Raw genomic sequence first — 18,232 nt, 5'->3', positions numbered from 1 at the left:
TTCCGCAATGACAAAGATCAATAAGCTCATGACGTCAGACTTGCAATATTGTACAGTATTAGATAATGTATATGAAGCTGCGGTGAAGATGAAAGACGCGGATGTCGGCGCCATTCCGATAGTGGATGAAGACGGCGCCACACTTGTCGGGATCGTGACAGACAGAGATCTCGTATTACGGGGAATTGCTTCAAAAAAGCCGAACTCTCAAAAAATAACCGACGCAATGACAGAGCGGGTTATCAGTGCAGAAGAAGACGCCTCTGTGGAGGAGGTGCTCCATTTGATGGCTGAACATCAGCTCAGAAGAATTCCCGTCACAAGGGATAAAAAACTGGTCGGCATTGTTACGCTCGGCGATCTTTCGTTGGCCGAGCAATCAAATGAGCAAGCAGGCCGGGCGCTGTCTGACATTTCTGAAGACGGAGGTCCGGAGGGGTTTATCCATTAAACATAAATCACGGACGATGCAAATAGGCTGTACTGTATAAGAGTACACAAAAACAGAACGGTTTGATGATATGGGGGTGAGAGGTTGAAAAATATCGCAAGGGCTCTCGTTATCCTTTTGCTTATTTACGGAGCGTATGTTCTGTTTATACAATATGGATCGGCTCCTCAGAAAAAGACCAATCAGGAGGAGCCTCAGGTTTCCAATGAAGAAGAGAGCGGAAAACGGCTGAAAATGCCGTCATCCGGACTGCTTTCTCTCATGGGCAAATCTGCCGCCGATGTGAAAAAGAAACTTGGGGAACCGTCCCGGAAAGATCCTTCTGCCTACGATTACGAGTGGTGGGTGTACAACCAGGGGAAAGACCAATACGTACAAGTCGGTATTTTGAATGATAAAGCCGTGACTTTATACGCTTCGGGAAGCGGCATCAACGCAAAACCGTTTAAGATCGGCGAATCGACGGGCGAAGTTTTTAAAACGACGCAGGTTTCTCCTTTTGTCAATGTGACTGACAAGGGAAACACGTATCGGTTTGAGTTTTCCGAAGAAGATATCAATACCCGTCCCACCGTCAAGATAGGCGGAATGTATGTTCAGCTGTACATGGACAAATTTGACGGGAATCTGTCAAGCATCAGGGCATTTGATGCGGAAACGCTTGTGAAACAAAGGCCGTATGAGGTCATGTACAGAGGAAAGCTGACAGAACCCGAGCCAGTTTCTGATAAAAAATGGAACGACATTGAACGAGCGAGTGAACAGCAGATTCTCGACATTACAAATGTCATCCGCGTGAAACACGGACTGGCAAGGCTGAAATGGGACGAAGGCGCCGCGAAAGTGGCATTCGGCCACAGCAAGGACATGAAGGATAACAAGTATTTCTCTCACGTCTCAAAGAAATACGGGACTCTGAAGGACCGCTTGGAAAAAGGCGATGTGAAATACCGGGAGGCCGGTGAAAATATTGCCTACAACTATGTGGACGGTCCTGCAGCCGTGGAGGGCTGGCTGAACAGCGAAGGCCACAGGAAGGCGCTGTTAAGCCCGGATTATACGCACCTCGGTGTCGGCGTGGACCGGAAGTATTATACGCAAAACTTCATTAAGCCTTGGCAGTAAAAAACCGCAGAGGGGCGCGTCCCCCGCGGTTTTTTTATGTTTTTTCACGAGCGGCGCTCCTGCTGAAAAAATATACCTGCTTTTTTTCGCAATTTAGGCGAACATTAAGGCGCATGAACCGATACATTATAGCAGGCAAAACTTTTCGGAGGGGGTGAGAATTGTGGCGAATCAGCAATCACGGCAATCAATCGATGATTTTAAACAATTCGTAAAAAAGCATCCCAAACTGATCCAAAATGTTCGCAAGGAACAAAGAAGCTGGCAGGAAGTCTATGAAAACTGGGTGCTCCTAGGCGAGGATGATCCGATGTGGGACCCTTTTAAAGACGAGGCCGTTCAGCCTTCTTCCGACGCGGAAACCAAACAGGAACCAGCTGAAAAGAATGATTTCGTTTCAAAAATGGTCACTGCCGTCAAAAAGATGGATATCAACCAAATGAATGAGCAGATCAATAAAATGAGCCAGTCCATTTCATCATTGCAAAGCCTTTTAAGCCAATTTTCGGGGAGCAGCACGAAGCAGCCCCGGCAAGGCTCCGGACAACATCCTTTTTCATTCAGAAAGGATTAAAGAAGGGGATCGTGTATGCGAAAAGAGGTTCAGGAATTCATATCCGCAGATGAGGAACGGAAACGGTTTATACGGCAGCGTCCCGTCTGGTACCGCAGACTTGCGAGAAAACCGGACGATCTCAATTCCTTTCAGCTTGACATGATGAATTTTTATGAAAAGACGATACCGCATCGGGTAAGTCAATTCTCAAACGGGATTCAAATGGCGCAGATGATGATGCAGATGGTACACGCCATGCGTTCGCAGGATTAAAAAGCGTTTAAACGCCGCATTTTCCAATTGGGTGGTTTCATGGTAAACTAGCAACTGGAGGTGCGTATTTATGTATGCAACAATTGAGTCCGTCAAGCTTCAAAGTGAAGCGGAGCAGCTTGCCGGCATGATTCTGCAGTCTGAGACGGCTGAAAATTACCGCGATTGTTACAAGCGTCTCCGTGAAGATGAAGAGGCAGGGCGGATCATTCGTTCTTTTATGAGCGTTAAAGAGCAGTATGAGGATGTGCAGCGCTTTGGCAAATACCATCCTGATTATAGAGAGATTTCCCGCAAAATGAGAGAAATGAAGCGGGAGCTCGATTTAAACGATAAGGTGGCCGAATTTAAAAAAGCGGAGACTGAGCTTCAGTCGCTGCTTGACGAGATCAGCATTGAACTCGGAACGGCCGTCTCGGAGCATGTAAAAGTGCCGACGGGGAATCCTTATTTTGACGGCCTGTCATCCTGCGGCGGCGGCTGCGGTTCCGGCGGCGGCTGCGGATGCAAAGTTTCCTGACGAGACGGCCGTCTCGTCTTTTACATAAAAATGAACAGAAAGTCAGGCGGGTGATCATGATGGAAAATAAGCGCCAAGGCATAATCGTATATCTGCATTCCTTAAAACACAGCAAAATGCTGAGAAAATTCGGCAACGTTCATTATGTTTCCAAGCGGCTGAAATACGTTGTGCTGTATTGCGATATGGACCTGATCGAAAAAACAATGGAAAAGATTTCTTCTTATTCTTATGTGAAGAAGGTAGAGCCTTCTTATAAACCTTTTTTAAAGCTGGAATTTGAATCAAAGCTTGATAAAGCGAAAGAGTACGATTATAAAGTCGGTATATAAAAAAATCCCCGCAGATACCTGCGGGGTCCTTCTATTCCTTAACAAGTTAAGGAGAAGGAAAAGGGAGAGGAGAAACCGGAGGAAGAACTTATGGGGAAACGTAAGTCTTCTCCGCGGTTGGCAACAACATCATTCTTTGATGCTGTTACACGTAGTCTTGACAGGAATGTGAATATGTATACACGTTTTTCACGTTCATTGTTTGAAAGAATGCTTTATGATAAGATAGGGATTGTTTTTATACATAACGGCTCAGCCGATGAGAAACATCAAAGTTTTCAGAAAAAGTGGTGTGAATAATGAGAGTGATTTCCGGTTCAAGAAAAGGACGAGCCTTAAAGGCGGTGCCGGGCACATCAACAAGGCCGACGACGGATAAAGTAAAAGAGTCTATTTTTAATATGATCGGCCCGTATTTTGACGGAGGAACGGGGCTGGATTTGTTTGCGGGGAGCGGCGGTCTCGGGATTGAAGCGCTGTCGCGCGGATTTGACCGCTGTATCTTTGTGGACCGTGATTTCAAAGCCATCCAAACGGTAAAAGCAAATATCAAAGCGCTCGATCTGCTGTCTTCAGCGGAAGTATACCGCAATGATGCAGAGCGGGCCCTCTATGCCGCGGCGAAACGGGAAAAAGGTTTTGAAGGGATTTTCTTAGATCCTCCGTATAAGGAACAAAAGCTGAAAGCGCTTATCGAAATGATTGATGAGCAGAACATGCTGAATGAAGACGGTTTTGTCGTAGCCGAGCATGATAAAGCCGTTGTGCTTCCGGAAGCCGTCGGCGCGCTTTCTGTAACAAGAAGGGAAATTTACGGGCTTACAGGAGTGACGATATACCGAAATAGGGGGTAATGATGTGGCAAGTATAGCTGTATGTCCCGGAAGTTTTGATCCCGTCACCTACGGACATCTGGACATTATCAGACGGGGGGCAAACGTGTTTGAGCATGTGTACGTATGCGTGCTCAATAATTCTTCTAAGCAGCCGCTGTTTACAGTCGAGGAACGCTGTGAGCTGTTAAGAGAAGTGACAAAAGACATTCCGAATATTACGGTCGAGACGTCACAGGGACTGTTAATCGACTATGCGAAAAAAAAGCGGGCGAAAGCGATTATCAGAGGGCTCAGAGCCGTTTCTGACTTCGAATATGAGATGCAGGGGACTTCCGTCAACCGCGTGCTTGACGAATCAATAGAAACTTTTTTTATGATGACGAACAATCAGTACTCTTTTTTAAGTTCAAGCATCGTAAAAGAAGTCGCAAAATATAACGGGCCTGTTTCAGAGTTTGTTCCTCCGGAAGTTGAACAGGCGCTGAAGCAGAAATTTAAAGGATGAGAAGCGCTGATCGGCGTCTCATCCTTTTTTTGTCCGTGCTGACAGCCTGTAACAATAAATCAATGCGTATACGGCGAGAGCTGTCAGCGTGATGGCGGGCCCGGTTTCAACAAGTGTATTCCATCCGCTGACGGCAGCAGATCCCGCGTCCTGATCGCGGAAAGGGAGGAATACGGACTGGTAAGGTTCGTCCAATGCAAGGTAAAGCGGCTTCCACAGTAAGAGAATAAAGAGTGCAGCATAAATGCCCTGAAGGATACGCGCCGCGAAAAACGGTTTAAAGCGGATATCTGTTTCCGATAAAATGCCGGCTACCTGGGCCTGTACGGAAAGGCCGCTGAACCCGAGAATAAAACTCACAATCATGGCTTTCGGCAGCAAGGCGGCATCAGCTTCACTGACCAGCTTGCTCCCAAGTGTAATTTCAAACATTCCGCTGATAAGAGGGATGTCCAGATTTGCCGGAAGATGAAAAAGGGAAAGCAGCGCGTTTGTAAATACAGAAAGCACATCCATGACTTGTACGATTGATAATAACCGGCTGAAAACCGAAAACAATATAATAAAACCGCCCACCATCAGCAAGGTTTGTACAGAAGAGGTGACGGCGTCGCCCAAAATTTTTCCGAGCGGCCGCTTTTCCGAAAGCCGCGCCTTGTGGAGGGCCAGAAATGCTTCCTTCAGAGAAGGGAGAGCGATCGTCTTTTTACCGGTATACGCCGCCTCTTCTTTCCGTCCGTATGAACGCATCGTCAGGCCGACGGCGATGTTTCCGAGATAGTGAGCCGATGCCAGCAGAATGCCGAGAGACGCGTTATGAAAAAAGCCGACCGCCACGGCAGCGAATATAAATAACGGATTGGATGAATTGGTAAAAGAGACGAGGCGTTCAGCCTCTACTCTGGAGATTTGTTTATCCTGGCGCAGCCGTGCAGTCAGCTTCGCGCCGGCCGGATTGCCTGAAGCCATGCCCATAGCCAGTACAAATCCGCCGACCCCCGGCACTCTGAAAATGGGACGCATAAAGGGTTCGAGTAAAAGGCCGACAAATTTGACAATGCCGAATCCGATTAAAAGCTCAGATAGAATAAAAAACGGAAGCAATGAAGGAAAAACGACCTCCCACCACATGGAAAGACCGGTTTTGGAGGCTTCGAATGAGGCCTGAGGGTGTGAAATAACCGTCGCCGTCAAAAAAATGAAAAACAATGAAATCAAAAATGTATGAAACTTAGACAAATTCATTCTTACCTCCCCGATGCTAAAATTGCACACTGACATTTATATCATGATAAAATATAGAACAGACCTTAAAGGCGGCCGGGCAAGTACCTATTTGTCATCCTGTACTAATATACGAGCATAGGGGTTCAATTTAGACCATAGAATTCATGTATAGGATGTCTATTAGGGGGTTCGTCGCGTTGGCCAAACCTACAATCGGGTTAGCGTTAGGTTCGGGAGGGGCAAGAGGCATCGCTCATCTCGGAGTGTTATCCAGTTTACATAAGCATCAGATTCCAATTGATATGATTGCCGGCAGCAGCATGGGAGCATTAGTCGGAAGCTTTTATGCGGCCGGGCATGACGTGGCTACGATGAAAAAAGTCGCCAAAGCATTTAAGCGGCGGCTGTACGCGGATTATACGATGCCGAGGCTCGGATTTTTAAAAGGAGACCGCATCAGGCAGCTCGTTCATGCCTATACGTACGGCAAGCCGATAGAAGAACTGCGGATCCCGCTCGGCATCGTGGCCTGCGACCTTCAGACCGGCGAAAAACTCGTTTTTACGAAAGGTTCAGTGTCCGAAGCCGTCCGCGCGAGCATCAGCATACCGGGCGTTTTCGTCCCGCAAAAAATGAACGGACGTATGTTAGTCGACGGCGCGGTGGTTGACAGAATCCCGGTTTCCGCCGTAAAAGATATGGGTGCTGATATCGTCATCGCCTCTGACGTATCCCGGGTGAAAAAAACGGAAAAAGCGGCACATATTTTTGATGTAATCATGCAAAGTATGGATATACTGCAAAATGAATTGGTCCGTCACCAGACCATTGCCGCAGACGTCATGATCCGCCCTTCTCTTGAATCATTCAGCTCAAGTTCTTTTGCCAACATTGATCATATGATCACAGCGGGCGAAGAAGCCGCAGACCGGATGATCGGCCGGATTAAACAAGAAATAGAGAACTGGGAGGGCTAACTCATATGAAAGCAAAACATTTTCGCTGGGTGTTTATCATCCTGATCTTATTAATTGCTGTTACATTTATTAAGCTTCCGTATTACATTACACAGCCGGGAGAAGCATCAGAGCTGAGACCGCTGATTAAGGTGGACGGAGGCTATCCTGAAAAAGGAAGCCTTTCCTTGATGACTGTCAAAGTAGGCCCCGCCAATCCGTATACATATCTTTGGGCGAAAGTGCATCCTTACGATGAAATCGTCCCTGATGAAAGCATAAAAGAAGAGGGCGAATCGGACTCGGATTATATGAAGCGCCAGCTGCAAATGATGAAAAGCTCCCAAGAAAACGCGGTCATTGCCGCTTATCAAAAAGCCGGGAAACAGGTGAAATACTCATTTAACGGGATTTTCGCCAGCTCAGTCGTCTCTGACATGCCGGCAAAAGGAAAAATAGAGGTCGGTGATAAAATCATCAGCGCGGACGGGAAAACATACGAATCCGCTGAAAAGCTGATTGATTATATCAGCAGCAAAAAAGCGGGGGAAAAAGTAACGTTTCACATTGAACGGGACACGAAAGAAAAGACCGTTGACATTGTGCTGAAATCATTCCCGGACGACCCGAAAAGAGCGGGAATCGGCGTAGCGTTATATACGGATCGGAACGTGAAAGTAAAGCCGGATCTCCATTTCAGCATTGAAAACATCGGCGGGCCTTCTGCGGGTCTCATGATGTCTTTAGAAATTTACAACCAGCTGACAAAACCTGACGAAACAAAAGGCTATAATATAGCCGGAACGGGGACAATCGACGTGGACGGCAAGGTCGGACCGATCGGCGGAATCGATCAGAAAGTCGTCGCCGCAGACAAAGCGGGAAAAGATATTTTCTTTGCGCCGAATCAAAACGGAGCTGAAAATTCTGATTACAAAAATGCGGTAAAAACGGCGAAAGCAATCAAGTCCGATATGAAGATCGTCCCTGTCGACACCATGCAGGACGCACTTGACTATTTGGATCAGCTGAAAGTAAAAAGCACCTGATACAGGCAGGTGCTTTTTTTACGCATTCAAAAAACGCTTTTCGTCTTCATCATAGCGGATCGGCGCTTGTGAAAATTCCTGTTTCTCAAACAATGTGCGTTCAGGTTCTTTTATCGGCAGGCTGTAAACCCGTCCCGCCAGTATGTCCAGATCCAGAGCGGGATGAGAGAAAGAAGAGAGCTTGCTGACGAGAGGTGCGGTAAGCTCTTTTTTCTTTGCCGACAGGTACCCCTGTCCTTTTTTCGTCATTCCGAGAAGACGGATATAAGGAGCGCTTGAAGGCTGTAAAAGCCGATGCATGTCTTCCTTTTTCGTCCGTGTCAGAATGTGCGTGTTCATCCGCTGCAGCCTCGTCCACGTGTATCGTTTTGTTTTCAATCGTTCCATCATTTCGCGATAGGATCGGGCTTGTCTGATGGTGCGCAAAATTCTGTGCTCAAGGCCTTCTTCCACTTCGTAGATTCGGCTCAATTCTTCAGCGGACAGAGTGCTGAGGCTGTATTTTACATATGAAAAATAGTCTTCCGTGCTGTGCCATATCCCGTATGCATTTCTGTATGCCTCCAGCTCACGCGCAGACGCTTCCGGGAGAAAGCTCCTTGCGGCCGCCGTTCCTTTTTCTATCAGCGCTTTCCGGATGCTTGTTGCGCTGGCTATCCGGCTGTTATCTCCGGGAAGCTCGTCGTCATGATACTGGGAAGCGATTCTGGCTGTCGTATAAGGCTTCATAGCGGAACCGAAGGCGTGTATCGCTCTAACGTAGTGAAAACCGAGAATATTGTTCGGCTTGGACAAATCGAGCATGTCCCGCCCTTTGAATATGTGTGAAAAAGCTTTTGAGGCGGCGGCCGGATAGCTGAGACCCTTTTTCATCTCCTCTTTCAGAATCAGGCTGCAGTCGTCTTCTTTTCGGCTGAACGCTTCAGACGCTTCAATAAAGGGTTCGATCCGCCCGTTTTCGCTGCCGAAAAACAAGCTGCTGCATCCTAAATGATGAAGAAGCGAAACGCTGCCGCGCGCGAATAATTCCGCTTTTTGTACGGCATATATATAAGGGAGCTCAATGACGATATCCACGCCGTTTTCCAGCGCCATTTTTGTCCGGGCCCACTTTGAGACGGCGGCCGGTTCCCCGCGCTGCAAAAAAGGGCCGCTCATCACCGCCGCCGCGACGCTGCTGTCCGTTTTGATTTTTGCTTGTTCCGCATGATAGCGGTGTCCGTTATGAAAGGGATTATATTCAACAACCAGCCCGACTGCTTTCATATTTGTCCCGCCTTTCTTGCTATGTTTTGCTTCGTGTGGTACATTTGCAAATGAAGTGCATATTTTAGTCCGCTTCGTTTAGTGTATGCATAGCCTATCCGGCTGTCAACGATTGCATGACGGCGGCATTATGCTGTAAAGAAAAAATATTGACAAAAACATTCTGAAAAGCTATAATCATGTTTGTTGCTTTCCTGAGGTGATACAAATGAAATGGACGATTTATCAGCTTCATCAAATGGCGAAAAAGAGCTTTGAATTTGATGAAACAGTTGAGTTAAATGAGCTGACAAAATTGAATTCTGACATCCGCCGCATTTCTCCCGTCCGGGTGAAGGGCCGCGCGGAGATTGAATCCAAGCAAGTTTCGTTTGACTTTACGATTTCAGGCGAAATGGTTTTGCCGTGCTCAAGAACTTTAGTTGATGTGCCGTATCCATTTACAATCGCGACAAAAGAACTGTTTAGATTTCATAAGTCGGATGATATAGAAGATGAGGACGTTCATATTGCTGAAGACGATATCGTTGACTTAACTCCGATCGTAAAAGAAGAGATTCTTTTAGAAATTCCTATGCAAGTCTTTTGTGAAACTGAACAAAAAGAAGGAGCCGCTCCCCAAGTGGGGAAGGATTGGCAAGTGATTTCTGAGGAAGACAAGAAAAATCAAATCGACCCCAGACTTGCGGATCTGAAAAAGCTCTTAACACAAGATGATGAATCTTAACTCTTTAAGGAGGTGGGAATAATGGCTGTACCTTTTAGAAGAACTTCTAAAATGAAAAAAAGATTGCGCCGTACACATTTCAAACTAAATGTACCTGGTATGACAGAATGCCCGTCATGCGGAGAGATGAAATTGTCTCACCGTGTATGTAAAGCATGCGGATCATACAACGGCAAAGACATAAATGTTAAAAGCAATTAATGTATGAAGAAAAGCGCGGGAATCTCGGTTCCTGCGCTTTTCTTTTTTTTTTTTGCCTCTCCGGCCTGCTTCCGCCGAAAAAATTGTGAGCGCCAGTAGTCTATCTAATCTATCAGCGGCATATGTATGAGGTAAATGAGCAAATATGGAGGGAGATACGATTGACGATAACGAGACAAGACGCGTGGACGCAAGATGAAGATTTGCTGCTGGCCGAAGTGGTGCTCAGGCATATTCGGGAAGGCGGGACCCAGCTTTCCGCTTTTGAAGAAGTCGGCAGAGCGCTGACGAGAACGGCTGCCGCCTGCGGGTTCAGATGGAATTCTTATGTCAGAAAACAATATCAGTCAGGGATAGAACTGGCGAAAAAACAGCGGAAGGAATTAAGAAAGCAGATCGGGGTGCATTCCGCCAATCTGCCGGGAACCGTCAAACAGCCTCCGATCCGCAGGGCGGAAGGAGAAAAAGAGCTGTCCATTGATGATGTCATTTTGTTTCTTCAGCAATTTAAAGAGTCGCCGGCCGCAGCGGATGTTCGTCATGAAAAAGAAAAACTCACAGAACAGCTGACCGCGCTGCAAAAAGAAGTCGAGGATCTGCGTGAGGAAAATGAAAGCTTGAGAAACAAGCTGGAGATGACGGAAGAAGATTATAAAGCGTTAATTGACATTATGGACAGAGCGAGAAGGATGGTCAATTCAAAAGAAGACGACAGGAAATCGGCGCAGAGCCTGTAAAATGAACCGGCCTGAGGGCGGCGGCCCGGCCGGTTTTTTATTATGCCGTTTCTCCGGATGTCATTTCACCGTCCATATCGGGATGCCAGATGTAAGGATTTTCTCCTTTATCACGCGCCATATCATATTTAACGGGCTCGAAATTCATCTTATCCCAGAATTCTGCTGATTTCATGCGTGAATTTGTCCTGATCGGCATTCTGAAGGATTTTGCAAAATCAACAAGCGCTTTTCCGTATCCGTTGTTTTGATAGCCCGGAAGAACCTCAAGCTTCCAAAGTTCCAAAAAGTCCTGACGCTGATCAAAATACGGATTCGCACCTCCGTTTACCTGATATAAACTCATTCTCGCCACTAGTTTATCCCCGAAGTAAATCCCGTAAAAAGGCGAGGTGCTGTCATTTTCAATGATATTATCCTGAAGATCTTCAAGCATCGACAGCTCCTGCATCCCGTATTCCTTAAACCTTTTAAATTCTTCGAGTGTCTTAAAGTTGATGAGCAGGCGCTCTATTTTCAACACAAACTCCCCCTTTGTTGTGTTCTACCATTATTGTAAACGCTTTAATTGAAAAATCCAACTATAATATGCTTGCCTGTCTTTTTGCTCAAAACGAAATTGAAGTAATTTGCGGCGGCTTCTGCTATGATAATATGGAAAAATGCAGATATAGGGTGTGACAGTGTGAAAATCGGAATTATCGGCGGCGGAGCGGTAGGCCTTTTATGTGCTTACTACTTATCGTCCCGCCATCAGGTAACGGTCATTACGCGGCGGACGGAGCAGGCTGATGCGATTAACTCAGGCGGTATACGGCTTTTGAAAGACGGAATAGAATGTACGGCGGCATGCAGAGCGCAAACAGGCATCACTTCCGGATTCGACCTCTTAATTGCAGCCGTTAAACAGCACCAGCTCAGTGCTGTGCTGCGGGATCTTGAGACGGTAAAAGGGACGAATGTGCTGTTTTTGCAAAACGGCATGGGACACATACACGACATTAGAGATTGGCATACGGATCATTCGCTTTATGCCGGCACAGTTGAGCACGGAGCAAAAAAGATATCGGATCATGCCGTTGAACATACGGGAGCGGGAGCCGTAAGATGGAGTGTATTCAGCGCATCCCGGCCGGAAACGCTCAAAAGCATCTTTTCCGGCATGCACCGGGATTTTCCCGTATATGATGAAAACGACTGGTATCGGCTGTTAACGGGAAAACTGATCATCAATGTATGCATCAACCCGTTAACTGCATTGCTGCGCGTGAAAAACGGAGAGCTGTTAAGAAATGACGCTTACAAAAAATATATGAGAAACGTGTTTGAAGAAGCGGAGACAATACTTGGCCTCGCCGATAGAGAAAAAGCGTGGAACAAGGTTTGCGAAGTTTGCAGACTGACGGAAAAAAATCATTCTTCCATGCTCGTCGATATCATGGCAGGCAGGCGGACAGAGGCCGATGCGATTATCGGCTATCTTGTAAAAGAAGCGGAAAGCCGCGGATTGCCGGCCGTTCATCTCACGTTTTTACACCGCAGCATAAAAGCGTTAGAAAGAAATTGAAACAAAGTCTTTTGAGGTTTTCCGGTAACATGCTATACTCATTTCGGAAACCTAACTATTTATTGGAGAAAGGAAGTTCCAGACAGATGCAGCTAACTGAACTTTCCATCAAAAGTCAAAATAAGTTTGTGCAGCACTATATAGATGGAGAAAACATGTCTTCATTTTTTGATTATGATATTCATTCAGAGGACGTATGGCAAAAGCGGCTTCATGACCTCTCTTCGCGGCCGTTTGCCAGAGAGGAATTAGCGGATTATTTATCCTCCTATCACGAAAAATTTCATTCCGACGCCATGCAGGCCTCCATCGAAAAACTGAGAGATCCAAAAAGCGCAGCGGTTGTAGGCGGCCAGCAGGCCGGTCTTTTAACAGGGCCTCTTTACACCATACATAAAATTATCTCCATTATCGTACTTGCCAGACAGCAGGAAGAGGCGCTGCAGATTCCTGTCGCTCCGATCTTCTGGGTGGCGGGTGAAGATCACGATCTGGAAGAAATTAATTATGTGCATACGTCAACAGAGAATAAAGGTCCGGTGAAGCGGAAACTGCCGCAGTCGTACTGGAAAAAAACATCGGCGGCTAAAACCGAGCTTGATCAGGAAAAATGCGCGGCTTGGATTGATGAAGTGTTCGCTGCTTTTGAGGAAACGGATCACACAAACACACTCCTTCAAAACGTGAAGCGATGTTTACGCTCATCAGAGACATTCACGGACTTTTTTGAGCTGTTGATCGCCGACTTGTTTCAAGAAGAAGGCCTTATTCTGATGAATTCGGGAGATCCGGGGATTAAAAAGCTGGAAACGGGTATGTTTCAGCAGATTTTAAAACACAATCACGAGCTTGCCAAAGCCGTGTCAGACCAGCAGGTTCTTATGCGGGAAGCCGGTTATCACCCGATTATTGAATCGGACAAAGATCAGGCAAATCTGTTTTACGAACACGAGGGAGAGCGTTTCTTAATTGAAAAAGAAAACGGCGTTTTTGTCATTAAGGAGCTTGACCTGAAGTGGACGAACGACGAGCTTCATACCCATATGGAAGAAAAACCGGAATGTTTCAGCAATAACGTTGTGACAAGGCCGCTTATGCAGGAGTTTCTCATCCCGACTCTGGCGTTTATCGCGGGACCGGGGGAGATCAATTATTGGGGTGAGCTGAAGCAGGCTTTCTCATTAATGGGCTTCCGCATGACTCCGGTAGTGCCGAGACTGAACATTACGATTCTTGAGCGCCATATTGAAAAGAAGCTTTCAGAACGGAATATCCCGCTTCAGGAAGCGATCGAACACGGCACCGGACACCTGAAAGACACTTATTTTGAAGAGCAGATTCCGGAAGAGTTTTCTTCTGTAATGGAACAGGCGAAGTCGCAGATTGAAGCCGTCCATAAACGTGCAAGGAACGAAGCGCTGAAGGTCGATTCAAGCCTTGAGCCGCTCTTACAGAAGAATGCCGCCTTCATTCAGGATCAGCTCTTGTTTTTAGAACGGACGGTAACGAAAAGAATTGAAGCAAAAGAAGGTTTTGTGCTGCGTGACTATGAAAGAATCCAAAACAGCATCAGACCGCTCGGCGCTCCGCAGGAACGGATTTGGAATGTAATGTATTATTTGAACCGTTACGGTCCAAAATTCTTCACAACCTTCAAACATCTGCCATTTTCTTTTCAAAACCAACATCAGATTGTCAAACTTTGAAATAAAGTTTTAAAGAACCCTGAATAGTTCAGGGTTTTTTTTTATGTGTAAACAGTGTAAAATGAGGTTGTGGAGAGAAGTGGCGGATAGTGGTGAGTTTAGGGGAGAAAGTGGGGGTCCTTATCATGTTTATGGGTGAATACCAGCATACAATTGATGCAAAGGGCCGCATGATCGTACCCGCAAAATTCAGAGAAGGCCTCGGTGAGCAGTTTGTGCTGACAAGAGGACTTGACCAATGCCTTTTCGGCTATCCGATGAATGAATGGAAGCTGATTGAAGAAAAGCTGAAGGCTCTGCCGCTCACCAAAAAAGACGCCCGCGCATTTACCCGATTCTTTTTTTCCGGTGCGACCGAATGCGAACTGGACAAGCAGGGAAGGGTTAATATTGCGTCATCTCTTCTGAATTACGCAAAACTGGAAAAAGAATGTGTTGTCATCGGGGTTTCCAATCGAATTGAATTGTGGAGTAAGGTAATATGGGAACAATACACAGAAGAGCAAGAAGATTCATTCGCTGAAATTGCTGAAAACATGATTGGATTTGATATATAATGGATCTTCGTGCATCACAACAACAACTGACAATTCAATTCATTCCTGATAAAGGTGGGACCGACACAAATGTTTCAGCATAAGACAGTACTTCTTCGTGAAACCGTCGACGGTTTAAATATCAAACCGGACGGAACCTATGTGGACTGCACCCTTGGCGGCGCCGGGCACAGTACATATTTATTGCAGCAATTATCGGAAAAAGGACGCCTGATCGCCTTTGACCAAGATGACACGGCGCTTGAAAACGCACAGAAAACATTGTCCGAATACAAAGGACAGCTCATTCTGGTAAAAAGCAACTTTCGTTATTTAAAAGAGTGTTTACATGAACACGGCATTACGAGTGTCGACGGAATTTTATTTGATTTAGGAGTATCCTCTCCGCAGCTTGATACACCGGAACGGGGATTCAGTTATCATCATGACGCACCGCTGGACATGAGGATGGACCAGTCGGCCGCCCTTACGGCGAAAGAAGTCGTAAATGAATGGCGGTATGAGGACCTTGTGAGGATTTTCTTTAAATACGGAGAAGAAAAATTCAGCAAGCAGATCGCCCGGAAAATTGAAGAGGCAAGAGAAAAATCGCCTATTCAAACAACCGGCCAACTGGTCGATCTAATAAAGGACGCGATACCGGCTCCGGCAAGAAGAAGCGGAGGTCATCCGGCTAAACGTGTATTCCAAGCCATTCGAATCGCCGTAAACGACGAGCTTCAGGTATTTGAAGAGGCCCTCTTGCAAGCGATAGAGGTGCTGAAGCCGGGCGGAAGGGTGTCTGTGATCACTTTTCACTCGCTGGAAGACAGAATGTGCAAGACGACATTCAAGGAAAAATCATCACTTCCCGAACTGCCTCCGGGTCTTCCCGTGATACCGGAAGAATTTGAACCGGAATTAAAACTGATTACGAGAAAGCCCATTACGGCATCAAAAGAGGAGCTTGAAGAAAATAACCGCGCCCGGTCAGCGAAGCTCCGCATTGCGGAGAAACGAAAATAACGGGCAGCAAATGACAACATTAAAGGAGGTCATCAGCCTATGAGCAACTTAGCTTACCAGCAGGAAAAACAACAACGGCCAGTGATAAGTCCCGAAAAAAAGGTGATTGTCAAAAAGAGGGCTTCCATTACACTCGGGGAAAAGGTGCTGCTCGTCCTGTTTGCCATTGCCGTTCTCTCCACATCAATGTTTATCGTATCAAAGGCATACGCGGCGTACCAATCCAATATTGAGGTGCAAAAACTGGAGGAGAAAGTATCTGAGAAGAATAAGCAGATCGGTGATCTCGCAAAGACGGCTGCTGACTTAAGCCAGCCGCAGCGCCTGATGGATATCGCTAAAAAGCACGGTTTGAATCTGAAAGATAAAAAAGTGAAAAACATACAGGAATGATAACCCATGCCGAAAAAAAATAAGTTTATGAACAGAGGAGCAGCGATACTCAGTATTTGTTTCGCTCTCTTTTTCTTTGTCATTCTCGGGAGAATGGCGTACATTCAATTAACCGGTAAAGCAAACGGAGTAGAACTTGCAACAAAAGCGACCGAGCAGCACGAAAAAAAGCGGACGATAGAAGCGAGCCGCGGCTCTATTCTTGACCGGAACGGCAAAGTGCTTGCAGAGGACACGGCGACATATAAGCTCATTGCCGTGCTTGATAAAAAAATGACGAGTGATCCGAAGCATCCTCAGCATGTCAAAGACAAAGAGAAAACGGCGGAAAAACTGGCGACCGTTATCAATCTTGATAAAAGCGAGATTCTGGACATCTTAAACAGGAATGGCGCGAAGCAGGTGGAATTCGGTTCAGCCGGCCGCGATATCTCTTATGCGAAAAAACAAAAGATCGAAAAAATGGATCTTCCGGGTATTTCTTTCTTAAGAGATACGAAGCGCTACTATCCGAACGGTATATTTTTGTCAAATGTTCTCGGCTATGCCGATGTGAATGAAAAAACAAACGAGATACAAGGCTCTTTAGGGCTTGAAAAAATACTGAATAACTATCTGACGGAACGTGACGGGTCCGTCACTTACGAAAGTGATAAATCCGGCTGGAAACTTCCGAACAGCAAGGAAAAAATCACCGCACCTAAAAACGGTGACAATGTATATTTAACCATTGATCAGAAAATTCAAACCTTTCTAGAAGACAGCATGACGAAAGTAGCGGAAAAATATAAACCGAAAAAAATTATGGCGGCTGTCGTAGAACCGAAAACAGGCAAAGTGCTTGCGATGGGGCAGCGTCCGAGTTTTGACCCGAATATCAGAAACGTCACCAATTATTACAACGACTTAGTGTCGTACGCGTATGAACCGGGTTCAACGATGAAGATCTTTACGCTTGCCGCGGCGATTCAGGAAAATGTGTTTTCCGCAAACGAGAAATATAAATCAGGAACATATAAAGTGGGAGGCAAACCTGTTAAAGATTGGAACGATGGCGCCGGATGGGGTATGACAAGCTTCCATGACGGCCTCATGAGGTCATCGAATGTTGCTTTCGCCAAACTGGCCAACGAAAAACTGGGGTTTGACCGGTTTAATGAGTACCTGCACAAATTCGGGCTCTATCAAAAAACAGGGATTGATCTGCCCGGTGAAGTATCAAGTAAAATTAACTACAAATATGATTTTGACAAAGCGTCTACGGCTTACGGCCAAGCATCGGCGATAACACCGATCCAGCAGCTTCAGGCCGTCACGGCGATTGCTAATAACGGCAAAATGATGAAACCTTACGTCATTGATCATATTGTCGACCCCGATACGAAAAAAGTCGTCAAGCAGACAAAACCGGAGCAAGTTGGCACGCCGATTTCAGCCGATACGGCGAAAAAAGTCCGGAACCTGCTCGGAGAAGTCGTGACATCAGACATCGGAACGGGAAAACCTTATAAAATTGAAGGTTTTGACGTCGCGGGTAAAACGGGAACCGCACAAATCGCCGGGACGGGCGGATATTTAAGGGGAACGAGCAACTATGTGTTTTCATTCATGGGCATGGCGCCGAAAAATGATCCTAAGCTCGTCATCTATGTAGCCGTGCAGCAGCCGCAGTTAAAAGCGGGTCAAAGCAGCTCTGATCCTGTCGCGGAAATCTTTAACCCGACGATGAAAAACAGCCTCCACTACATGAATATCGAACCGACGGAAAAAACAGATTCCGGTCAGGAAGAAACGAAAAGCCAAAAGATGCCTGACCTGACAGATAAAACGGTCACGGGCGCTGAGAAGGAAGCGAAAAATGAACACCTCACACCGATTGTCATCGGCAGCGATGTTGCCGTAAAAGAGCAGTATCCGACAGCCGGAGAAGATGTGATCACCAATCAGAAAATCTTCTTGAAAACAGACGGAAAGATGACGATGCCGGATATGTCCGGATGGTCGAGACGGGAAGTGCTTCAATTCAGCAAAGTATCAGGCATTCACATCGATGTGAGCGGTGAAGGTTACGCTTCAAGCCAAAGTGTGAAAAAAGGCAAAGAACTGAAAGAAAATACCGTGATTAAGGTGAAATTTAAAAATCCTGATTAACGGGACAGAGAAGTCCGCGGATGCCCGCGGGCTTCTTTTTTATGCGCGGCCGTTCTATGTGTCCAAGCTGAGGCATAAATTGAAACAAGCCT

The 18,232-nt window shown here is 46.3% G+C and carries 23 protein-coding genes; 20 read left to right on the top strand and 3 right to left on the bottom strand.

Annotated elements, in window-relative coordinates; translation table 11 throughout:
• The first annotated feature begins 7 nt into the window (after window positions 1–7).
• The 9 genes from ACWJJ5_RS06830 (at window position 8) to coaD (ending at window position 4,598) form a co-directional block, all read left to right on the top strand.
• Complete coding sequence (locus ACWJJ5_RS06830) at window positions 8–451, top strand: CBS domain-containing protein (protein ID WP_003154478.1); 444 nt, start codon at window positions 8–10, stop codon at window positions 449–451.
• An 84-nt stretch (window positions 452–535) separates the two neighbouring features.
• Window positions 536–1,576: a CAP domain-containing protein gene (locus tag ACWJJ5_RS06825; protein WP_003154477.1), complete on the top strand. Its 1,041-nt coding sequence runs from the start codon at window positions 536–538 to the stop codon at window positions 1,574–1,576.
• A 163-nt stretch (window positions 1,577–1,739) separates the two neighbouring features.
• Complete coding sequence (locus tag ACWJJ5_RS06820) at window positions 1,740–2,150, top strand: YlbD family protein (RefSeq protein ID WP_071391875.1); 411 nt, start codon at window positions 1,740–1,742, stop codon at window positions 2,148–2,150.
• Between the two features lie 15 nt (window positions 2,151–2,165).
• Window positions 2,166–2,405: a YlbE-like family protein gene (locus ACWJJ5_RS06815; protein ID WP_003154475.1), complete on the top strand. Its 240-nt coding sequence runs from the start codon at window positions 2,166–2,168 to the stop codon at window positions 2,403–2,405.
• 70 nt (window positions 2,406–2,475) lie between these two features.
• Entirely contained in the window at window positions 2,476–2,925 is a 450-nt protein-coding gene (locus ACWJJ5_RS06810; protein WP_003154472.1) for a YlbF family regulator, read from the top strand.
• Window positions 2,926–2,984: 59 nt separating this feature from the next.
• The gene (locus ACWJJ5_RS06805; RefSeq protein ID WP_003154470.1) at window positions 2,985–3,257 is read left to right on the top strand and encodes a YlbG family protein; all 273 of its coding nucleotides are present in this window, start codon (window positions 2,985–2,987) and stop codon (window positions 3,255–3,257) included.
• A 90-nt stretch (window positions 3,258–3,347) separates the two neighbouring features.
• Window positions 3,348–3,557 (top strand): hypothetical protein, encoded by a 210-nt coding sequence (locus tag ACWJJ5_RS06800; protein WP_094246961.1) that lies wholly within the window; start codon window positions 3,348–3,350, stop codon window positions 3,555–3,557.
• The gene (rsmD, locus tag ACWJJ5_RS06795; protein WP_173612727.1) at window positions 3,557–4,111 is read left to right on the top strand and encodes a 16S rRNA (guanine(966)-N(2))-methyltransferase RsmD; all 555 of its coding nucleotides are present in this window, start codon (window positions 3,557–3,559) and stop codon (window positions 4,109–4,111) included. Before ACWJJ5_RS06800 ends, rsmD begins: the two co-directional genes overlap by 1 nt.
• Before the next feature lie 4 nt (window positions 4,112–4,115).
• Entirely contained in the window at window positions 4,116–4,598 is a 483-nt protein-coding gene (gene coaD / locus ACWJJ5_RS06790) for a pantetheine-phosphate adenylyltransferase (RefSeq protein ID WP_003154467.1), read from the top strand.
• Between the two features lie 18 nt (window positions 4,599–4,616).
• Here the strand turns inward: coaD and ylbJ are convergent, their stop codons facing one another.
• Window positions 4,617–5,843: a sporulation integral membrane protein YlbJ gene (gene ylbJ / locus ACWJJ5_RS06785; protein WP_003154466.1), complete on the bottom strand. Its 1,227-nt coding sequence runs from the start codon at window positions 5,841–5,843 to the stop codon at window positions 4,617–4,619.
• A gap of 179 nt (window positions 5,844–6,022) precedes the next feature.
• On the opposite strand from ylbJ, the gene ACWJJ5_RS06780 reads away from it, so the two are divergent.
• Window positions 6,023–6,802 carry a patatin family protein gene (locus ACWJJ5_RS06780; RefSeq protein WP_014304961.1) on the top strand — a complete coding sequence of 260 codons (780 nt, stop codon included), beginning with the start codon at window positions 6,023–6,025 and terminating at the stop codon, window positions 6,800–6,802.
• Between the two features lie 5 nt (window positions 6,803–6,807).
• Window positions 6,808–7,830: a SepM family pheromone-processing serine protease gene (locus tag ACWJJ5_RS06775; protein ID WP_003154464.1), complete on the top strand. Its 1,023-nt coding sequence runs from the start codon at window positions 6,808–6,810 to the stop codon at window positions 7,828–7,830.
• 18 nt (window positions 7,831–7,848) lie between these two features.
• Here the strand turns inward: ACWJJ5_RS06775 and ACWJJ5_RS06770 are convergent, their stop codons facing one another.
• Complete coding sequence (locus ACWJJ5_RS06770; protein ID WP_454022297.1) at window positions 7,849–9,096, bottom strand: nucleotidyltransferase; 1,248 nt, start codon at window positions 9,094–9,096, stop codon at window positions 7,849–7,851.
• A gap of 208 nt (window positions 9,097–9,304) precedes the next feature.
• On the opposite strand from ACWJJ5_RS06770, the gene ACWJJ5_RS06765 reads away from it, so the two are divergent.
• The 3 genes from ACWJJ5_RS06765 (at window position 9,305) to gerR (ending at window position 10,761) form a co-directional block, all read left to right on the top strand.
• Window positions 9,305–9,823, top strand: coding sequence for a YceD family protein (locus ACWJJ5_RS06765; protein WP_003154459.1), 519 nt, complete (start codon window positions 9,305–9,307; stop codon window positions 9,821–9,823).
• Between the two features lie 21 nt (window positions 9,824–9,844).
• On the top strand, window positions 9,845–10,024 hold the full coding sequence (gene rpmF / locus ACWJJ5_RS06760; protein WP_003154457.1) for a 50S ribosomal protein L32: 180 nt from the start codon (window positions 9,845–9,847) through the stop codon (window positions 10,022–10,024).
• Window positions 10,025–10,185: 161 nt separating this feature from the next.
• Window positions 10,186–10,761 carry a sporulation-specific transcriptional regulator GerR gene (gerR, locus tag ACWJJ5_RS06755; RefSeq protein WP_003154450.1) on the top strand — a complete coding sequence of 192 codons (576 nt, stop codon included), beginning with the start codon at window positions 10,186–10,188 and terminating at the stop codon, window positions 10,759–10,761.
• A 40-nt stretch (window positions 10,762–10,801) separates the two neighbouring features.
• Here the strand turns inward: gerR and ACWJJ5_RS06750 are convergent, their stop codons facing one another.
• The gene (locus ACWJJ5_RS06750; RefSeq protein ID WP_015388272.1) at window positions 10,802–11,284 is read right to left on the bottom strand and encodes an N-acetyltransferase; all 483 of its coding nucleotides are present in this window, start codon (window positions 11,282–11,284) and stop codon (window positions 10,802–10,804) included.
• Window positions 11,285–11,446: 162 nt separating this feature from the next.
• On the opposite strand from ACWJJ5_RS06750, the gene ACWJJ5_RS06745 reads away from it, so the two are divergent.
• The 6 genes from ACWJJ5_RS06745 (at window position 11,447) to pbpB (ending at window position 18,140) form a co-directional block, all read left to right on the top strand.
• Window positions 11,447–12,328 (top strand): 2-dehydropantoate 2-reductase, encoded by an 882-nt coding sequence (locus tag ACWJJ5_RS06745; RefSeq protein ID WP_032868805.1) that lies wholly within the window; start codon window positions 11,447–11,449, stop codon window positions 12,326–12,328.
• Between the two features lie 86 nt (window positions 12,329–12,414).
• Complete coding sequence (bshC, locus tag ACWJJ5_RS06740) at window positions 12,415–14,034, top strand: bacillithiol biosynthesis cysteine-adding enzyme BshC (protein WP_454022296.1); 1,620 nt, start codon at window positions 12,415–12,417, stop codon at window positions 14,032–14,034.
• A gap of 125 nt (window positions 14,035–14,159) precedes the next feature.
• Window positions 14,160–14,591, top strand: coding sequence for a division/cell wall cluster transcriptional repressor MraZ (mraZ, locus tag ACWJJ5_RS06735; RefSeq protein WP_013352164.1), 432 nt, complete (start codon window positions 14,160–14,162; stop codon window positions 14,589–14,591).
• Between the two features lie 69 nt (window positions 14,592–14,660).
• Window positions 14,661–15,596 carry a 16S rRNA (cytosine(1402)-N(4))-methyltransferase RsmH gene (rsmH, locus tag ACWJJ5_RS06730; protein WP_003154444.1) on the top strand — a complete coding sequence of 312 codons (936 nt, stop codon included), beginning with the start codon at window positions 14,661–14,663 and terminating at the stop codon, window positions 15,594–15,596.
• A 39-nt stretch (window positions 15,597–15,635) separates the two neighbouring features.
• Window positions 15,636–15,989, top strand: a complete 354-nt coding sequence (gene ftsL / locus ACWJJ5_RS06725; RefSeq protein ID WP_454022295.1) for a cell division protein FtsL — start codon at window positions 15,636–15,638, stop codon at window positions 15,987–15,989.
• 6 nt (window positions 15,990–15,995) lie between these two features.
• Window positions 15,996–18,140: a penicillin-binding protein 2B gene (gene pbpB / locus ACWJJ5_RS06720; RefSeq protein ID WP_015388269.1), complete on the top strand. Its 2,145-nt coding sequence runs from the start codon at window positions 15,996–15,998 to the stop codon at window positions 18,138–18,140.
• Window positions 18,141–18,232 lie beyond the last annotated feature (92 nt).

The organism is Bacillus sp. JK74 (assembly GCF_053663395.1).
The sequence above is the reverse complement of the archived record's forward strand: the minus strand, read 5'-3'. Positions and strand labels throughout refer to the sequence as shown.

Coding starts and splice junctions, on each gene's coding strand:
- ylbJ (WP_003154466.1), bottom strand. CDS start 5,843: ATGAATTTGTCTAAGTTTCATACATTTTTGATTTCATTGTTTTTCATT.
- mraZ (WP_013352164.1), top strand. CDS start 14,160: ATGTTTATGGGTGAATACCAGCATACAATTGATGCAAAGGGCCGCATG.
- rpmF (WP_003154457.1), top strand. CDS start 9,845: ATGGCTGTACCTTTTAGAAGAACTTCTAAAATGAAAAAAAGATTGCGC.
- ACWJJ5_RS06810 (WP_003154472.1), top strand. CDS start 2,476: ATGTATGCAACAATTGAGTCCGTCAAGCTTCAAAGTGAAGCGGAGCAG.
- pbpB (WP_015388269.1), top strand. CDS start 15,996: ATGCCGAAAAAAAATAAGTTTATGAACAGAGGAGCAGCGATACTCAGT.
- ACWJJ5_RS06770 (WP_454022297.1), bottom strand. CDS start 9,096: ATGAAAGCAGTCGGGCTGGTTGTTGAATATAATCCCTTTCATAACGGA.
- ACWJJ5_RS06805 (WP_003154470.1), top strand. CDS start 2,985: ATGGAAAATAAGCGCCAAGGCATAATCGTATATCTGCATTCCTTAAAA.
- ACWJJ5_RS06815 (WP_003154475.1), top strand. CDS start 2,166: ATGCGAAAAGAGGTTCAGGAATTCATATCCGCAGATGAGGAACGGAAA.
- ftsL (WP_454022295.1), top strand. CDS start 15,636: ATGAGCAACTTAGCTTACCAGCAGGAAAAACAACAACGGCCAGTGATA.
- ACWJJ5_RS06775 (WP_003154464.1), top strand. CDS start 6,808: ATGAAAGCAAAACATTTTCGCTGGGTGTTTATCATCCTGATCTTATTA.
- rsmH (WP_003154444.1), top strand. CDS start 14,661: ATGTTTCAGCATAAGACAGTACTTCTTCGTGAAACCGTCGACGGTTTA.
- rsmD (WP_173612727.1), top strand. CDS start 3,557: ATGAGAGTGATTTCCGGTTCAAGAAAAGGACGAGCCTTAAAGGCGGTG.
- ACWJJ5_RS06800 (WP_094246961.1), top strand. CDS start 3,348: ATGGGGAAACGTAAGTCTTCTCCGCGGTTGGCAACAACATCATTCTTT.
- ACWJJ5_RS06765 (WP_003154459.1), top strand. CDS start 9,305: ATGAAATGGACGATTTATCAGCTTCATCAAATGGCGAAAAAGAGCTTT.
- ACWJJ5_RS06830 (WP_003154478.1), top strand. CDS start 8: ATGACAAAGATCAATAAGCTCATGACGTCAGACTTGCAATATTGTACA.
- bshC (WP_454022296.1), top strand. CDS start 12,415: ATGCAGCTAACTGAACTTTCCATCAAAAGTCAAAATAAGTTTGTGCAG.